Source organism: Aestuariibacter salexigens DSM 15300, assembly GCF_000429145.1.
Classification (GTDB): domain Bacteria; phylum Pseudomonadota; class Gammaproteobacteria; order Enterobacterales; family Alteromonadaceae; genus Aestuariibacter; species Aestuariibacter salexigens.
The window spans coordinates 217,379-234,027 of sequence record NZ_AUBH01000007.1 but is presented as its reverse complement, the minus strand read 5'-3'; the positions used below and the strand labels follow the sequence as shown (position 1 = coordinate 234,027).

Genomic DNA, 16,649 nt, shown 5'->3' with positions numbered 1-16,649 from the left:
CTGGGTTTGTCAGTGTCCGGTTACAAACTCAGAACGCAAAATTGCGTCTGTTTTAAACGCACCACCTAATGATGTCGTCCGTGTGTAAGAGTTATTGTCTCTTATCCCTCTGGCTTTCACGCAATAGTGTGTCGCATTGATGGACACGGCAACGTCTTCTGTACCGGTTAGCGCTTGCAGCGCCACCATAACCTGCTGAGTGAGGCGCTCCTGCACCTGCGGACGCTGTGCAAAGAAACCCACCAGGCGATTCACTTTGGACAGTCCAATAACCTTGCGCTTGGGGATATAGGCAACGGTCGCTGAACCATCAATTGTCACAAAATGATGTTCACAGGTACTGGTAAGGTTAATGTCGGAGACCTGAACAGGCTGGTCAATCTGCATCTTATTTTCAATTGCTGTGATCTTGGGGAAGTTCGCGTAATCAAGACCAGAGAATATTTCATCCACATACATTTTAGCGATACGCTTTGGCGTATCCATCAAACTGTCGTCATCCAAATCAAGTCCCAGCGTGCTCATAATATCGCGCATACTCGCTTCAATCTTCTGGCGCTTATCGGCATTTGACAGACCACTGTCCAGCATTGGCGTTTCAAGCCCTTTCGCTTCCAGCGCACTGCGAACAAGAATAGCCTCTTCTGAAATCATCTACTTTTTCCAGTCGTTACTTTATGGCGCTTATACGCAGCAAGGACGTATAAAGGTTTACTTTTCGTGTAAGCTAGCAGGCGAGCGTCAATGTTGATCTGAGCCCAAGCTCTGCACGTTAATGACAAAAAGAAAACCACAGGTAAATTATGACCACATCTGATTACCCTATCCTGATCACCGGCGGTGCCCAACGTCTCGGGTTTGCCATTGCCGAAGCGCTGCTGGCCCAGAACCAGCCAGTGATCGTCACTTATCGATCCAGACGCAGTGGTGTAGATATACTCGAAGCCGCCGGTGCCGTAACCCTGCATGCAGACTTCGCGGACGACCAGGGCATCCTCAAGTGCATTGAAACCGTGAGGTCAAAGACCAAAGGACTGCGAGCAATCATACACAATGCATCAGACTGGGTGGCAGAGCGCCCCGGATGTGATTTATCGGCGCTGATGCAGCGTATGATCCAGGTGCACGTCCAGGCGCCTTATCAGATTAACATGGCTTTGAGAGACTTACTCGACACACCTGAAGGGTTCACTGACATCATTCATATGACCGATTTCGTGCAAGACAAGGGCAGCAAAAAACATATTGCCTATGCCGCCAGCAAAGCTGCTCTGCACAATTTGACCCTGTCATTTTCCGCACTTCTGGCACCGAAAACAAAAGTGAACAGCGTCGCACCCGCATTAGTTATGTTTAATGAAGGTGATGACGAAGAATATCGCCAAAAGGCGTTGCGCAAATCATTGCTGGAAACCTGTCCGGGCGCACAGGAGGCAGTAAAAGCAGTTGAATATTTGCTCAGTAGCGATTACGTTACTGGTCGTACCATGTATATGGATGGCGGAAGGCATTTAAAGTAGTAATGGTCATTCACCTCACGTCGGTTACACAGTCTATACGTAAGCTGGCGTGTTTCATGCTGCTCGGGTTTGCACTGCCCACTCACGCACAAGATGAGTCACCTACGGTGCGATTCTACAGCGAAATAGCCGCGCCTTATTACTGGATCGACAAAGAAAATACTGCTCAAGGCGTTAATGTCGACTTAACTAATGCGCTGATTGAACAAACCAATGTTGAGGCTACTTTGGAACATCTTCCCTGGGCCAGGGCCGTTGCCGAAGCCGTCAGCGAACCGAATGTAGTATTGCTATCAGTGCTCAGAACACCAAGTAGAGAAGCAACCTTGCACTGGCTAGGCAAAGTCAGCGAAGTGCGCGCTTCACTGGTGAGCCTGGCCCATCGCACTGAGATAAAAATCAGTACAATGGATGACGCTCGCCATTATCGGGTTGGCACCATCCGTGGTTATGGCGCAGCAGACTACTTGTTACGTCAGGGTTTTAGTGAGCAGGATAACCTGGTGTTGGTGTCGAACATTGATCAGTTATGGTCTCTGCTGTTTAAAGACCGCCTGGACCTTGTCCTTACCGATCTGGCAACGGGGCGGTATGAGTTAAAGAGTCGCGGGCTACGACCACAAAACGTGGTCGAGGTGTTTGAAGTCAGCGAGTTAAACCTTTCACTCGAACTAGCAACTGGACAAAAAACGTCTGCGCAGCTCAGCGCTATGCTGGCGGATGCGTTGGCCGACTTAAAACAAAGCGGGCAGCTTGCCAGTATTCTGCGACGCTGGGACTTACAGCCATTCCCTGGCTTACCCGATGGCCCCGTTATCAGGCACTGATCTGACTGGCTTGCTCCCGCAGTACATATTTTTGAATTTTACCTGTAGAGGTTTTAGGTAATTCGGTGAAGACCACATGGCGAGGACATTTGAACTTAGCCAGGTTATCTTTGCAAAAATCGATAAGTGCCTGCTCAGATGTCTGACTGCCCGGCTTTAACTCAATAAACGCACAGGGGGTCTCTCCCCACTTTTCATCCGGTTTTGCCACGACGGCAGCAGCTTGTACGCACTCATGACTGTACAACACATCTTCAACTTCAATTGAAGAGATATTCTCGCCACCAGAAATAATAATATCTTTACTGCGATCTTTTATCTCTGCATAACCATCCGGATGCATCACCGCTAGATCGCCACTGTGAAACCAGCCGCCAGCAAATGACTCTGCAGTGGTTTTAGGATTATGCAAATAGCCTTTCATCACGGCATTTCCGCGGATCATGATTTCACCGATGGTCTTGCCGTCTTTTGGCACGGGTTGCATGGTGTCGGGGTCTGCTACCATCAAATCTTCTTGTAGCTCATAGGGCACCCCTTGACGCGCTTTACGATGCGCACGTTCATTATCAGGCAACTCATCCCACTCAGGATGCCAGGCACACACAATGGACGGCCCATACACTTCCGTCAGGCCATAAACGTGGGTAATTTCAATGCCCATCTGTTCAATCTGTGAAATAACCGCGGCTGGCGGTGCCGCGCCTGCGGTCATCATTTTCACGGGCCGGTCAAATTCATAACCACCTTCACGCTGAGCCGCAATCATGAAACTCATCACGATAGGTGCACCACACAAGTGTGTCACACCGTGTTGCTTGATTGCCTGCAGGATCTGATGCCCCTCCACTCTGCGCATACACACGTGGGTTCCGGCCATGGCCGTCACTCCCCAGGGGAAACACCACCCATTGCAATGGAACATTGGTAAAGTCCAAAGATAAACCGGAAAATGCGGCATCGCCCAGGTAAAACAGTTACCTAAGGCATTGATATAAGCACCTCGGTGAGAGTACACCACACCTTTGGGATTGCCCGTCGTACCAGAGGTATAGTTCAACGCGATTGACTGCCACTCATCTTCAGGAAGTCGAAATGCATAGTTATCGTCTGCTGTATCCAGCAATGCCTCATAGTCCATGATCCCAAGGCAATCGCCGCCGGGACCTTGGCTGTCAGCGATATCGATGACTAGGATTGAATGACTCACTTTGTTAAGCGCCTCTCTGATCACAGGCGCAAACTCGGTGTCAGTCAGTAACACTTTTGCCTGACAGTGGTTGAGAATAAATGCCAGGTGATCGGCATCAAGCCGAATATTAAGTGAATTCAAAACCGCTCCACAGAGGGGAACACCAAACGATGCCTCGATAAATTCAGGAATATTCGGCGCCATAATAGATACTGTATCACCGGTCTTCACACCGAGTTTTTCCAAACCACTGGCCAGCTGCAGGCAACGTTGATACATCTGCGAGTACGTGCGGCGAACCTCGCCATGGATGACTGCGGGACGTTGTGGGTAAACCGTTGCTGTGCGTCTTAGCATCGACAGCGGTGAGAGGCTGACATAGTTAGCAGCATTTTTCTCCAGTCCAACTTCATGTTCAGCGTGTACGGCGATCGTCATGTCATTCTCCTGACAAGGCATAATGAGTTAATAGGTAACGTTATAGTCCCAGACGATGTTCATGCATATAAGCTTTTGGTATTAGCACCGCCGACCGCTATACTCTGCGCCAATTACTCATATTGTGCTGACAAAGTCTTCATTATCATGCAACCACTAAGTCGTTTGTTGCCCGAATGGGCACCTCAGGATGCCATTATTCTTGCCTGGCCAGATGAACAAACAGATTGGCGCCTTTGGCTGTCTCAGGTAAGACAGGTCTATCTGGATATCATCAATGCACTCAATGACAGACAGATTGGCGTAATATTGCTTGTTCGTGATGGGCTTGAGAAGGACGTTCAGGCGCTGCTGGCCCAACAGTCTCAGGTGCTGATTGTGAACGCTGATTATAATGATACCTGGGTAAGAGATTATGCATTTTTGACCTGTGAAAGTGCCAATGGGCGAGTGCCTGTAGAATTCGTGTTTAACGGTTGGGGTAACAAATTCGATGCCAGCAAAGACAATCGGGTAAATAGACACTCGCTGGCAAGATTATGTCGTCTGCCCCTGCACCAGGTAAACATCGTGGCCGAAGGCGGTGCTATTGAAATAGATGAAAGTGGGCACTTACTCTCAACAGCAAGCTGTTTATTTAACCCAGAACGCAATGGTGACATGACAGAAGATGCCTACAAGCGCACCTTTACATCAGAGCTTGGAGCGGCAGAGGTCAGCATTTTACAGCACGGCCATCTTGAAGGTGACGATACTGATGGTCATATTGATACCTTGGTCAGATTTACACCAGATAAGGGTTTAGTCATACAAACCAGTTATAACCGTCCAGAAGATCCTCATTTTTCTGAACTGACTGCACTTACGGATGAATGCAGGGAAGTGTTTCCCGATCACAGATTGTTTGAACTGCCCTTGCCTTACATTGTCAACGTTGATGGGGACAGACTACCGGCGTCCTATGCTAATTTCTTAATCACCAATGGCGCAATACTTGCGCCAGTCTATCAGCAGCCCGAGGATGACGAAGCGCTTGACGTGCTGAGCCGTGCTTATCCACAACACGACATTGTTGCGATAAATTGCCGTCCACTAATAGAACAGTTTGGTAGTCTGCATTGCATCAGTATGCAGGTGCCTAAACACACTTTGCTTGATGATGTTGTCGAGCAGCTAAATTCAGGAGTTTCTGTGTATGTCTAATCGAACGCTCAATGTTGGTTTGGTACAACAAGCAATCACGTCGAATGACAAGGATGAAAACTGGCGACAGAGTGCAGAGAAAGTCAGACAACTAGCAGCCGATGGTTGCCAGTTGGTGATGTTACAGGAGTTACACAGCACGTTGTATTTCTGTCAGGAAGAAAACACCGACAATTTTGACCTGGCCGAGCCAATTCCCGGTCCAGCAACCGAGTATTTTGCTAAGTTGGCAGCAGAGCTCGATATCGTTCTGGTCACCTCCCTGTTTGAAAAACGTGGCTCAGGCCTTTATCACAACACCGCCGTGGTATTCGATAAACAGCAGGGCATGGTCGGTAAGTATCGTAAAATGCATATTCCAGACGACCCAGGATTTTACGAAAAGTTTTATTTCACGCCCGGCGATTTGGGCTTTACCCCCATTGATACCAGCGTCGGACGATTGGGCGTCCTGGTGTGCTGGGATCAGTGGTACCCAGAAGCAGCGCGCTTAATGGCCATGGCTGGCGCAGATATTCTGTTTTATCCAACAGCCATTGGCTGGGATATGACCGATACCGAGCAGGAGCGACAGCGTCAGTTTAATGCATGGCAGACGATCCAGCGTGGCCATGCTGTAGCCAATTCGTTACCTGTAGTAGTAGCCAATCGTACCGGCTTTGAGCCTTCACCTATTGAGGGCGATCCGGGCATTCAATTCTGGGGGCAAAGCTTTATCGCGGGTCCGCAGGGAGAAATTCTGGCGCAGGCGGGCGCAGACGAACAAACCACTCTGATGGTTGAGATTGATATGACCCGAACCGAACAGGTTAAGCGCATATGGCCTTATTTCCGTGACCGCAGGATAGATGATTATCATGATCTGACCCGCCGTTGGCGAGATTAGGACACAAAAAAGGCGAGCATCATGCTCGCCTTTTCATTCCTGCGTATAATTTAGAATATAACGCGCGCTGTGTCTGAACAGGTGCTGGTACCTTCGTCACATACCTGATACAGGTAGTCTCCGCCACCTTTCACATTCAGCGAGTCAGTATAGCTGCCGTCATTCTGTGTAGTAGAAATCAGCGCACCGTCTCTGTAGATATCAACGTTCGTGGTTGAAGCGCCAGACCAGTTAAGATCTACATTCTGGAGGCCGCGAGATTTGTAGCCAGTAGCACTCAAGGTGAAGTCACCGCCGCCGGTGTCACCACCACCGCCGCCACCACCTGAGCCGCCTGCACAGCCGTTTGCAGTCAGATAGGCGTCTGCATCTGCAGCCTGTACGATGCCGTAGCCAAAGAAGTCATCTTTGCCCGGTGCGCCAGAGTCCATTGCTGTGGCTTTCAGTGCCGCACGGATTTCCTCACCTGTACAACTTGGGTGATTTGACCATACCAGCGCTGCAACACCTGCTACCGCTGGCGTCGCCATTGACGTACCGCTCATCAGGCCATAATCACTGGCGCCGATGAAGATATCCATGGTTGCCGCTGCCAGTAAGGCATCGCGATCTTCCAGAGCTGCGCCTACTGCCGGAATCGATGTGGTGTTGGTGTCACCCAATGTGCCATAAAGCATGCCTGGCTCATTATTAATGATTACCGCACCAATACCGCCTGAGTTTTCGCAGTTTTGTACTTTGTCAAAAAACGAAATCGTACCGCGATCAATCACACAGACTTTGCCTGCTGCACCGCTGTCTACGCTGTTACCAATACCCATGAAGTAGGTTGCGCCTGTTGCGCTGCCTGCATTTTCCATAGCAGAGGACGCAAAGCCAACGCCATCAGCAGCCAGAGACGCTGAGGTCGCCATGCCTGCAGGATAAGTAGAGAGTGTATCTACACCACCCGCTGTTACCTCGACACAGATGGTTTCGTCTGTTGTCACACGTTTGCCGCGACCAGTAGTACAGCTAGGATATTGAGAGAAGCTGGCGATGTTGTTGTCAGCATCATTAGCACCGATCATCATGACCGGGGAATATCCTGCAGGATATGAGCGTACTGAGTTGCCATCATTACCGGCTGCAGCAACCACCAGACCGCCGTTATCCACGAACTGCTGGAACGCTGCTTCTTCAGTGCTGCTGGCACCGCCGCCGCCCAAACTCATGTTAATGATGTTTGAACCTGCCGCACCACAAAGCTGAGCGGCTTGAGCAAGCGAAGAAGAGTATCCCCAGCCTTCGGCATTAAACACTTTAATAATGTGCATATCCACGCCTGGTGCCATACCTACCACACCATAGCTGTTGTTCTCTGCACCGATTGTGCCCGCAACGTGCGTACCGTGTGGGCCACCATTATCGAACCAGTTGCCAGTGCCAGGATCGTTGTCGCCAGTAATCGCATTCCAGTTGAAATCAGGGTTGGTTTGATCGAGTCCTGAGTCGATGACACAGACTTTCATACCCGCATTGGCATCAAATGAGAGCTGGTCAGCCTGTGCCTGGTAAACGGCATATGGCGTGACCTGCTGGGTCATAGGGTTGCCTGCATCATCATTGAATAGCGCAAGCGGTTTGCGCACGTGATCCACTTCTACGAGCTTAACGTGCGGGTTATTCATCAATCCTTTGACATCGTCCAGGCTTTTACCCGCAAACGTTGCGGCAATAAAACCATCAGCATCCACTTCAATTGTTGCACCGGATTGTTTGGCAAGTGCTTTGACTACGCCTTTACCCGGATTATCAACTTGAATGATGTAGCGGTCTGCTGCAGATACACTGGCAGATGCGCCAAGCGCGACCAGTGTTGCCGCGAACAGCGGCTTAAGTTTGGTTGTTTTCATTGTACTGCTTTCCTGTAACTTGTCGTTATTATTTGCCGCGTCTGTCGTTTTACTTGGTGTGTTTTTATTATTATTTTTCCACATCGCGGCGGCCGGTAAACTGGACCGACTTCTTGCAAACTACTCCATGTTACAAATTGTTACAAGCACAAATATCATCCAAATTTATTGCTTTATATTCATAATTATCATCTTTGCTACGAAAAACAGCGCCTTAAGCTGATATTTTTTTCACTTATGGGCTCTATGCCGAATTTTATTTTGAGGTTGGACCAGCAACAGAGTTACGGCTTTATCGGCCAGACTTTCTCTTTGCGTAGTAGGTGATAATTAACAGATTGCTGGCCAAATAATGATGTGATTGCCTTATCATTAACGCCGAGGCCACCGGTGTAGCTGCCAAAGGATGGCAGAATCATCAGTGATGACGAGGCAACAACACATTTCCCCGTTACTTTCCTGCCAGCAGTCTTCACCGTCAATTTGGGATGAAAGTGGCCAACGATTTGCGGCGCGCTAATGTGGGCATCTGGCTCATGCAATAAACGTGCTTCACCAAGCGTCAGGCTGTCAACAATGTCACCCGTCAACCATTCGGGCAGATCGGGGTCATGGTTACCCTGCACCCACACCCAGCATTCAACCTGTTCAGCTAGCGCTGTCAGTGTGGCAAGGTCGGTCTCTGCCATCCTATCCAGTGCCCTGACGTCGTGAAAACTGTCGCCCAGACACACGACTCGCTGGGGCGAATAAAAATCAATGAGCTCTGCGAGGCGTTTTAACGTATCGAACGTGTCCAACGTGGGCAGTACGTTACCATAGTGGTTTAGATAAGACGCTTTTTCGAAATGCAAATCCGAGACAATCAGTGTCTGATGTGCCAGATTAACGATGCAGCCTTTACCATCTAACAGCCAGGTATCTCCGGCAAATTTTATCGGGCGAGCGTGGCCGTGTTGAATATGCTTAATCAGTTTGCTCAAGGTAGTCTCGTACGTCTTGCATCAGTTGGTCTGCCTCATCCATCAGGCTTGCTTGTTCAAGCAGGGCCTCCACACCCACACCTTTGACTTGTTCGCTGCGCACATCCAATACAATTGGGATAGCCATAGGGGACACTTTAGTCAGTGCCCTGAAACGCACTTTGCCGACAAAGCGGATCAGCAAATCGGCCAGCCGTGACAGATCCAGCAATTCTCGTTCTGCATCCTGTCTTGCCACTTTTAACAGAATGTGATCAGGGTCGTATTCACGCAGCGTATCGTAAATCAGATCGGTGGAAAATGTGACCTGCTTCATCGACTTTCGTGTTGCATGGTAATTTTGCTCTGTCAGACCGCTGACAACCGCAACACGACGAAAAGATCGTTTCAGCATAGGCGCTTCTAGCATCCAGTCCTCGAGTTCATCTCCAAGAATATCCGGATGAAACAGACGTGGGATAGCCGATTCACCAAATGCGACCAGCGAGCAGACCGACAGGCCATAATCGGTAACACTGAAACTTAACGGTTTCAGACCCAGTCGCTCCATTCGCTTGGTCACCAGCATGCCCAAAGTCTGATTGGCTTTACGTCCTTCGAATGTATAAAACAGGGTGTGAAACGCTTTGCGATAGGGGAATTGCTCTATCAGTACGCTGTCCCTGCCGGGCAGCTCAGAGAAAGCCTGTTGTAAGTCCAGCCACTCTCGCACCTGAGGTGACAGTGACGACCAACGTGAAGGTTCGTTGAGAAGCTGACGGACACCTTCGGCAAGAAACGTCGACAATGGCAGTTGTCCGCCCACGTAGCTGGGGATCTTAGGCTCGCCCCCTTTGCTTGGCGATGCCTCGACAAACATGTCTCTTATCCCTTCAAATTTCAGTACTTCGCCGGCAAATAAAAACGTATCACCTGGCACCAATTGCTGAGCAAAGTACTCCTCGACCTCGCCTACGACTTGGCCCTGATGTTTGCGCCGCAGCCGCTTTACTTTCAATCGGCCCGCCTCAACGATCGTGCCGATATTCTGCCTATGGCGTTGAATTACACGTTTGTTAGCTGGTTGGTAACGCCCTTCTTCGTCTTGGGAAAGACGACAATAGCGATCGTAATATTTCAGCGCGTAACCACCGTTTTCGGTGAATTCAAACAGTTTATCGAAATCTTCACGCGTCAGGTCAAAGTAGGGCTGAGCGTTACGAATCTCATCAAACAGGACATCAGGCGTATCAGCCTCGCTGCATAAACAGTTGAGAATATATTGCGGCACGATGTCCAGCGACCCCGGATGACCTGGCTCGCCGTCCAGTTTTTGAGCCTTGATCGCCGACATGGCCGCTTCACACTCAAGTGCTTCAAATCGATTCGCCGGTACCATAAGCGCCTGACTGGGCTCGTCCATCCTGTGGTTGGAGCGACCGATTCTTTGTAATAGCCGACTTACGCCTTTGGGTGCACCGACCTGTATAACGACATCAACGTCGCCCCAGTCTATCCCGAGCTCCAGCGCCGAGGTTGTGACAATCGCACGCAACATGCCCTTGGCCATCATGGATTCCGTTTTATGACGCTGCTCCTTGCTCAGTGAACCATGATAAATGGCGATGGGCAGGGCATCACGGTTGTGCTCCCAAAGCATTTGAAACATCAGTTCAACCTGCGCTCGGGTATTAACAAACACTAATGTCATCTGGCTCGCTTTAATCTGCGCGTAAATGTCTGCAACCGCATATTTAGCCATAAAGCCGCCATATGGCATGCGTTCTGAAGGCTCGACAACTTTAATATCCGGTAACACTGGGGACTGTTCAATCAGTAGCTCAGCTGGCTTAGCTTTGCTGCCAAGCCATGTTGCCAATGCTTGCGGCTCCGCCACCGTGGCAGACAAACCAAACCTAACGTAATGTCCCGCCAGCCGCGTTAATCTGGCCAATGCCAGGGTGGTGAAATCTCCTCGCTTATTACTTACGAAGCTGTGCACTTCATCGACGATGACGCACTTTAGTCTGGAAAAAATGCGGGGGGCATCAGCGTAGGAAAGCATGAGCATCAATGATTCAGGCGTGGTAAGCAAAATATTAGGTGGCAAGCGGCGCTGCCGCTGACGCTTGTGTGATGGCGTATCACCGGTACGGGTTTCAATGCTGATGTTGAGTCCCATCTGCTCAACGGGATCGGTCAGATTACGCTGAATATCGTTGGCCAATGCTTTTAATGGGCTGATGTATAAAGTGTGTAAGTGCTTGCACTCTTCAAGAGTCATGTTAACCAGGCTAGGTAAAAAGCCTGACAACGTTTTACCCGCCCCGGTCGGAGCGATTAGCAAGGTTGATTGCCGGCCATTAAATGCGTCGATCATCTTGAGCTGGTAGCTGCGCGGTTGCCAGCCACGGCTGGCAAACCAGTCTTCGAAGACAGGGGGAAGCGCTTGCTGGAAAGGGGAATTTTCTGACATAACGATATTTACTGAATTTTTCGCTATTTGATCACTGGCATCTGTCACTGCGTATTGTTCAGCACTGTGTTTTAACAACGAGCATTATGTCGACGCCTGCAGAGTGGATAGTCAAACAACCTCAGGGCCTGTTGGTCAAACCGGCCAGTGCATACATTGACCCTATGCAGCCGGTCGAGCACGCAATCATCACTCATGGCCATGCCGATCATGCCAGAGCAGGTCATAAGCACGTCTATGCTACACCTGAGACCCTGGCGATAATGGCAACCCGATATGGTCAGGATCACGCGCGTTTTATTCGCCCTATCCCTTATCGAAAAACCGTGGATATTGGCGAATCGACCCTGACCTTTTATCCTGCTGGACATATCCTCGGCAGTGCGCAGGCAGCCATTACTCATGCCAACAAAACAGTGGTATTTGCCGGTGACTACAAGCGTACGCCTGACCCTACCTGTGAGCCGTTTGAACCAGTTGATTGTGATGTCTTCGTTACCGAAGCCACCTTTGGGCTACCGGTTTTCAAACACCCGGATATCCGCCATGAAATGAAAAAGTTGCTCAGTTCATTATCGCTGTTTCCAGAGCGCTGCCATCTGGTCGGCGTATATGCACTGGGAAAGTGTCAGCGTGTGTTATTAGCCCTGCGTGATGCAGGATACGAGAAACCGGTTTTTTTACATGGCGCACTGAGCAAGCTCTGTGATCTCTACATTGACTACGGGTTTAATTTTGGTGAACTCATCGCCGTCAGTGACGTTGCAGATTTGCGCACACTGGCAGGCGAAATTGTATTGGCTCCTCCCTCCGCATTGGCCGACCGTTGGTCTAGGAAATTACCAAATGTGCTTACCTGTATGGCATCAGGCTGGATGCAGATTCGCGCTCGTAGTAAACAACGTAGAGCTGAGTTGCCGCTGATCATCTCCGACCACGCGGATTGGCCGGAACTGCTGCGAACCTTGCAAGACGTCAACGCACCCGAGGTGTGGGTGACTCACGGTCGTGAAGATGCACTGCTACATCAGGCCAGGAAAATGGGCTTTAAAGCGCAGGCGCTGTCTCTGGTGGGATATGAAGAGGATGACAGCAGTTAATGAAAGCATTCTGTGAATTATTAGACCGGCTGTATTTTACCTCCAGCACAAACGCCAAATCTTTGCTGTTGCAGGACTACCTGCGTACGACAGCAGATCCTGAACGAGGCTGGGCACTGGCCATTGTTGCAGGAACACTGGAAACCAAGCTGTTTACCCGTAGTCAGCTCAAAGACTTAATGGCAGAACGTGTCGATCCTGAGCTTTTTGCCATCAGCTATGACTATGTCGGAGAAATGAGTGAAACCATCGCCCATATGTGGCCGGATTCACCTCAAAAGGCTGAATCCGGTCTACCCTCGCTTACCGAATTGTTGGATGAATTTTCAAGTCGGAGTAAGTCTGATAAGGCCGAGTATCTGGCTGGGTTACTAGAGCACATGACGGCCAGTCAACGCTGGGCGTTGCTCAAGATAGGAACAGGCGGATTGCGTATTGGCATGTCCACCAGGCTGGTCAAGCGCACTCTGGCCGAATATGGCAATGTGAGTATTGAACAAATCGAAGGCGTCTGGCATGGACTCAAAGCGCCCTACACTGAACTATTTGACTGGTTAGAGGGCCACACCGACAAGCCAGACGTATCTGACAGAGTGGTGTTCCATCCATTGATGCTTTCCCACCCTATTGAACAGGGTGAGTTGCAGAGCATTGTGCCTGATGAATGGCAGGCAGAGTGGAAATATGATGGCATTCGCACTCAGCTTGTGAGCAGATCGACCGGCAAGGCTCTGTTTTCCCGGACCGGCGATGACATCAGTCACAGCTTCCCTGATTTACTGCAAGATATAGAAATAAACGCCGTCATCGACGGTGAGCTAATGGTCTACCGGAATGGCAAATTTGGCAGTTTCAATGAGCTGCAACAGCGACTGAACAAGAAGAAACCGTCGAAGAAACTCCAACAGACCTATCCGGTCGCCATCGTTGCATACGATGCGTTATCAATAGACGGTGAAGATCTGACGTCGCTGTCGCTTGTTGAACGTCAGTCTCGATTATTTAGCATGCTTGCGCAGCAAAAACATGGTCAAATCATTCCGTCACCAAGTATTGATTTTGACGATATGGACGAGCTCGCGAAGCTGCGCCAACAAGCAAGCGATGACAGTAATGGCAACATCGAAGGTCTGATGCTTAAAAGAAGAGCGAGTACTTACATTCCAGGAAGACCAAAAGGAAATTGGTATAAATGGAAAAGAGATGCAAAAGTCATCGACACTGTCATGATGTATGCCCAGCGCGGCCATGGTAAACGCTCATCCTATTATTCAGACTATACGTTTGGTCTATGGGATGGGAATCAACTGCTGCCTGTCGGAAAAGCATACTCTGGCTTCAGTGATGAAGAGCTCAAAAAATTAGACCGTTGGGTACGGAATCATGCCGTGGGGCGATTTGGCCCCGTCAGAGAAGTGGAGAAAGCACTGGTGGTTGAGTTGGCCTTTGACTCAGTGCATTACTCGAAACGTCACAAATCAGGGGTCGCAATGCGTTTTCCCAGAGTTCATCGTATTCGTTGGGACAAGCCGGCCGCAGAAGCTGACCAGCTTGATACGCTGAAAAAGATGATCCTGTAGATCAGCTCAGGCCTTAGCGCTTGGTCTGGCACTGACTTCTGCGTGCCAGCGCAATAGGTGCTCATGCTCAGGGTTAATACGAATATCCACGACTCGTGCGAAATCAATTGCGCATAGTGCAGTAATATCGGCGATACTGAATTTGTCTCCGGCAATAAATGGCGACTCTGCCAGTCGTTTATTCAGCAAGGACATAAACTTAGCTGCATTCTTTCCGGCTTCCTTACCAAACTCAGGAACCGGTGTCATACGATCTTTAAAATACCCTGACGTGTGCTGGAAACACATGCCTACCTGCATAAATAATCCCATCTCTACCTGCCTTTGCCACTGGGAGATGATGGCTTTTTCTAGCGGCAAGGTGCCCATTAAAGAGGGTTGTGGATGCAGCGCTTCAAAATAGGTGCATATTGCATCAGACTCGGAAACACAGGTACCGTCATCAAGCTCCAGAATGGGAATTTTGCCAATGGGGTTCTTGGCGCGCATTTCAGGAGAGAGGTTTTCTCCCTTCGCCAGGTCAACCTGAACATACTCCATGTCTATGCCTTTCTCGGCTAGAAAGATGCGCACGCGGCGCGGTGTAGGGGCGGTTTTGGTGTCGTATATTTTCATTATTGTTTCAGCCGCTGATAAGTCTAAAGCTAAGGATAAAGTGTAACGGTGGGGATAAGCAACTGCTCCACAAATAGTCGCGCCGGAAAAGACGGAGCCTACGACGAGTGTCATGCCGGAAAGGGCAGAGCCCACCAACAACTGTCATGCCGGAAGGGGCGTAGCCCCTGTCCGGCATCTAAACCTGCTGTAACGCTCTGATTCGGTCATCCAGTGGTGGGTGGCTGGCAAACAGAGCCTGTACTTTACCAGCGCTAATGGCAAACGCGGCCATTTCATCCGGTAGCGGTGCACCGCCCTGATAGCTTTTCAATCGTTTTAAAGCCGCTGCCATATTTTGTTTGCCCGCCAGCGCAGCTCCTCCCGCATCTGCACGAAACTCGCGGTAGCGAGAAAACCACATGACAATCATCATAGCCAGGAAGCCAAGAATGATTTCGGCAACAAAAGACACTATCCAGAATGCTGGTCCATGTCCCCGCTCGACTTTAAAGACGACACGATCGACGATGTGCCCAATTACTCTGGATAAAAATACCACGAAGGTATTCATGACGCCCTGCAATAGCGTCATAGTGACCATATCGCCATTAGCTACATGACTAACTTCGTGCGCCAGAACAGCTTCAACTTCCTCCTGACGCATACCCTGCAACAACCCGGTACTCACCGCAACAAGTGAATTGTTTCGACTCCAGCCGGTAGCAAAAGCATTCGGAGAAGGGTTATCGAATATACCCACTTCAGGCATGCCAATACCGGCCTGACTGGCCTGTCGTTTCACAGTGTTCAGCAACCAGCTTTCGGTGGCATTGCGGGGCTGTGTAATGACATACACACCCATCGACTTTTTGGCCAGGAATTTGGAGAGCAATAAGGAAATAAAGGCGCCACTAAACCCGATCACCGCCGAATAGACCAACAGTGCCTGTAAGTTCAGATCAACACCGTTCTGATATAACAGACCTTCTATCCCCAAAAGACTAAACGTGAGGCTAAGCAATACTAAAATGGCCATATTAGTACCGAGAAACAGGGCAATTCGAAGCATCAATCTCACTCCACAATATTTACCGTGAATATGTGTATTGCGGTACAGATAATCAATATGTGGATAGTGAATTTTTAGTAACCGGACGGGCTGCTTTTTATAGCTAAGATTTACGATAGCACTGCACGTAATTTACTGGCATCCGCTTGGTAAAACTCCACTTCTGTGACAAAGGATTAAACTTCATGCCTGTTTGAGTCTGTAATACCAGACCATGCTTTGCAGACCAGGCCTGTAGCTCTGAGGGTTTCACGAACTTTTTCCAGCTGTGAGTGCCCACAGGGAGATACCTCAGTACATATTCCGCACCAATAATGGCAACCAAATAGGACAGGAACGTGCGGTTTAAAGTCGCCAGAATAAGCATGCCTCCGGGTTTAACCAGCTGGCAGCATTGTCCTATCAGAGCTTGCTGATCGGGGACGTGCTCAACCACCTCAGCATTGATCACGATATCAAACTGTTGTCCTTCGTTAACCAAAGACTCCGCCAGACAATGTCTATACTCGACATTCACGGCTGATTTCAGCGCATGACGACGCGCCACTTCAACGCTCATCGCACTTGGATCTACGCCAAGCACGTTTGCCCCTTTTGCAGCCAATGGCTCACTGATAAGGCCACCACCACTGCCGATATCGACAACGCTGAGTCCATCAAGAGGCTTGTCTGATTGAACATCACGGTCGAAGTGTCGACATATCTGCGGCACCATATAACTGAGACGTGCCTGGTTAAACAGCAGCGCAGTTTTATACTTCCCGTTTGGGTCCCACCAGCTCTCCGCCAACGAATCAAAGCGCTTCACTTCCTCAGCAGAAACTGAATTGTGTTGCGAAATCGGGTCGCTTAACTCACTTTTATCCAACATAATTCATTTGAACCTGGTTAACAGACGACAAGT

14 protein-coding genes are annotated in these 16,649 nt (G+C 49.6%); 6 read left to right on the top strand and 8 right to left on the bottom strand.

Features of this window, described 5'->3' with window-relative positions; translation table 11 throughout:
- Positions 1 to 9: 9 nt before the first annotated feature.
- On the bottom strand, positions 10 to 654 hold the full coding sequence (gene folE, locus G441_RS0112745) for a GTP cyclohydrolase I FolE (RefSeq protein ID WP_026376713.1): 645 nt from the start codon (positions 652 to 654) through the stop codon (positions 10 to 12).
- 149 nt (positions 655 to 803) lie between these two features.
- Between folE and folM the strand changes: the two genes are divergently transcribed.
- Both folM and G441_RS18635 read left to right on the top strand, forming a co-directional pair.
- Positions 804 to 1,520, top strand: a complete 717-nt coding sequence (folM, locus tag G441_RS0112740; RefSeq protein ID WP_026376712.1) for a dihydromonapterin reductase — start codon at positions 804 to 806, stop codon at positions 1,518 to 1,520.
- Between the two features lie 56 nt (positions 1,521 to 1,576).
- A complete protein-coding gene (locus G441_RS18635; RefSeq protein WP_169726079.1) occupies positions 1,577 to 2,347 on the top strand; it encodes a substrate-binding periplasmic protein in 771 nt (256 codons plus the stop codon).
- Here G441_RS18635 and G441_RS0112730 read toward each other — a convergent pair.
- Positions 2,337 to 3,977, bottom strand: a complete 1,641-nt coding sequence (locus G441_RS0112730; protein WP_034475053.1) for an acyl-CoA synthetase — start codon at positions 3,975 to 3,977, stop codon at positions 2,337 to 2,339. The two genes, G441_RS18635 and G441_RS0112730, sit on opposite strands and share 11 nt — an antisense overlap.
- Before the next feature lie 147 nt (positions 3,978 to 4,124).
- Between G441_RS0112730 and G441_RS0112725 the strand changes: the two genes are divergently transcribed.
- Positions 4,125 to 5,180: an agmatine deiminase family protein gene (locus G441_RS0112725; protein ID WP_026376710.1), complete on the top strand. Its 1,056-nt coding sequence runs from the start codon at positions 4,125 to 4,127 to the stop codon at positions 5,178 to 5,180.
- Positions 5,173 to 6,066, top strand: a complete 894-nt coding sequence (locus tag G441_RS0112720) for a carbon-nitrogen hydrolase (RefSeq protein ID WP_026376709.1) — start codon at positions 5,173 to 5,175, stop codon at positions 6,064 to 6,066. The genes G441_RS0112725 and G441_RS0112720 overlap by 8 nt, the downstream gene beginning before the upstream one ends.
- A gap of 50 nt (positions 6,067 to 6,116) precedes the next feature.
- Here the strand turns inward: G441_RS0112720 and G441_RS0112715 are convergent, their stop codons facing one another.
- The 3 genes from G441_RS0112715 to G441_RS0112705 form a co-directional block, all read right to left on the bottom strand.
- The gene (locus G441_RS0112715) at positions 6,117 to 7,961 is read right to left on the bottom strand and encodes a S8 family serine peptidase (RefSeq protein ID WP_026376708.1); all 1,845 of its coding nucleotides are present in this window, start codon (positions 7,959 to 7,961) and stop codon (positions 6,117 to 6,119) included.
- Positions 7,962 to 8,245: 284 nt separating this feature from the next.
- Complete coding sequence (gene pdeM, locus G441_RS0112710; RefSeq protein WP_051275581.1) at positions 8,246 to 8,944, bottom strand: ligase-associated DNA damage response endonuclease PdeM; 699 nt, start codon at positions 8,942 to 8,944, stop codon at positions 8,246 to 8,248.
- On the bottom strand, positions 8,928 to 11,399 hold the full coding sequence (locus tag G441_RS0112705; RefSeq protein ID WP_026376706.1) for a ligase-associated DNA damage response DEXH box helicase: 2,472 nt from the start codon (positions 11,397 to 11,399) through the stop codon (positions 8,928 to 8,930). The genes pdeM and G441_RS0112705 overlap by 17 nt, the downstream gene beginning before the upstream one ends.
- A gap of 86 nt (positions 11,400 to 11,485) precedes the next feature.
- Here G441_RS0112705 and G441_RS0112700 point away from each other — a divergent pair, with 86 nt between their 5' ends.
- Together G441_RS0112700 and G441_RS0112695 are read left to right on the top strand one after the other, a co-directional pair.
- Positions 11,486 to 12,499 carry a ligase-associated DNA damage response exonuclease gene (locus G441_RS0112700; protein WP_026376705.1) on the top strand — a complete coding sequence of 338 codons (1,014 nt, stop codon included), beginning with the start codon at positions 11,486 to 11,488 and terminating at the stop codon, positions 12,497 to 12,499.
- On the top strand, positions 12,499 to 14,079 hold the full coding sequence (locus G441_RS0112695; RefSeq protein ID WP_026376704.1) for a cisplatin damage response ATP-dependent DNA ligase: 1,581 nt from the start codon (positions 12,499 to 12,501) through the stop codon (positions 14,077 to 14,079). Before G441_RS0112700 ends, G441_RS0112695 begins: the two co-directional genes overlap by 1 nt.
- 6 nt (positions 14,080 to 14,085) lie before the next feature.
- Here the strand turns inward: G441_RS0112695 and G441_RS0112690 are convergent, their stop codons facing one another.
- From G441_RS0112690 to ubiG, 3 genes are all read right to left on the bottom strand, one after another.
- Complete coding sequence (locus G441_RS0112690) at positions 14,086 to 14,694, bottom strand: glutathione S-transferase family protein (RefSeq protein WP_026376703.1); 609 nt, start codon at positions 14,692 to 14,694, stop codon at positions 14,086 to 14,088.
- Between the two features lie 178 nt (positions 14,695 to 14,872).
- Positions 14,873 to 15,745, bottom strand: coding sequence for a protease HtpX (gene htpX, locus G441_RS0112685; protein WP_026376702.1), 873 nt, complete (start codon positions 15,743 to 15,745; stop codon positions 14,873 to 14,875).
- A 103-nt stretch (positions 15,746 to 15,848) separates the two neighbouring features.
- Positions 15,849 to 16,616: a bifunctional 2-polyprenyl-6-hydroxyphenol methylase/3-demethylubiquinol 3-O-methyltransferase UbiG gene (gene ubiG / locus G441_RS0112680; RefSeq protein WP_026376701.1), complete on the bottom strand. Its 768-nt coding sequence runs from the start codon at positions 16,614 to 16,616 to the stop codon at positions 15,849 to 15,851.
- Positions 16,617 to 16,649 lie beyond the last annotated feature (33 nt).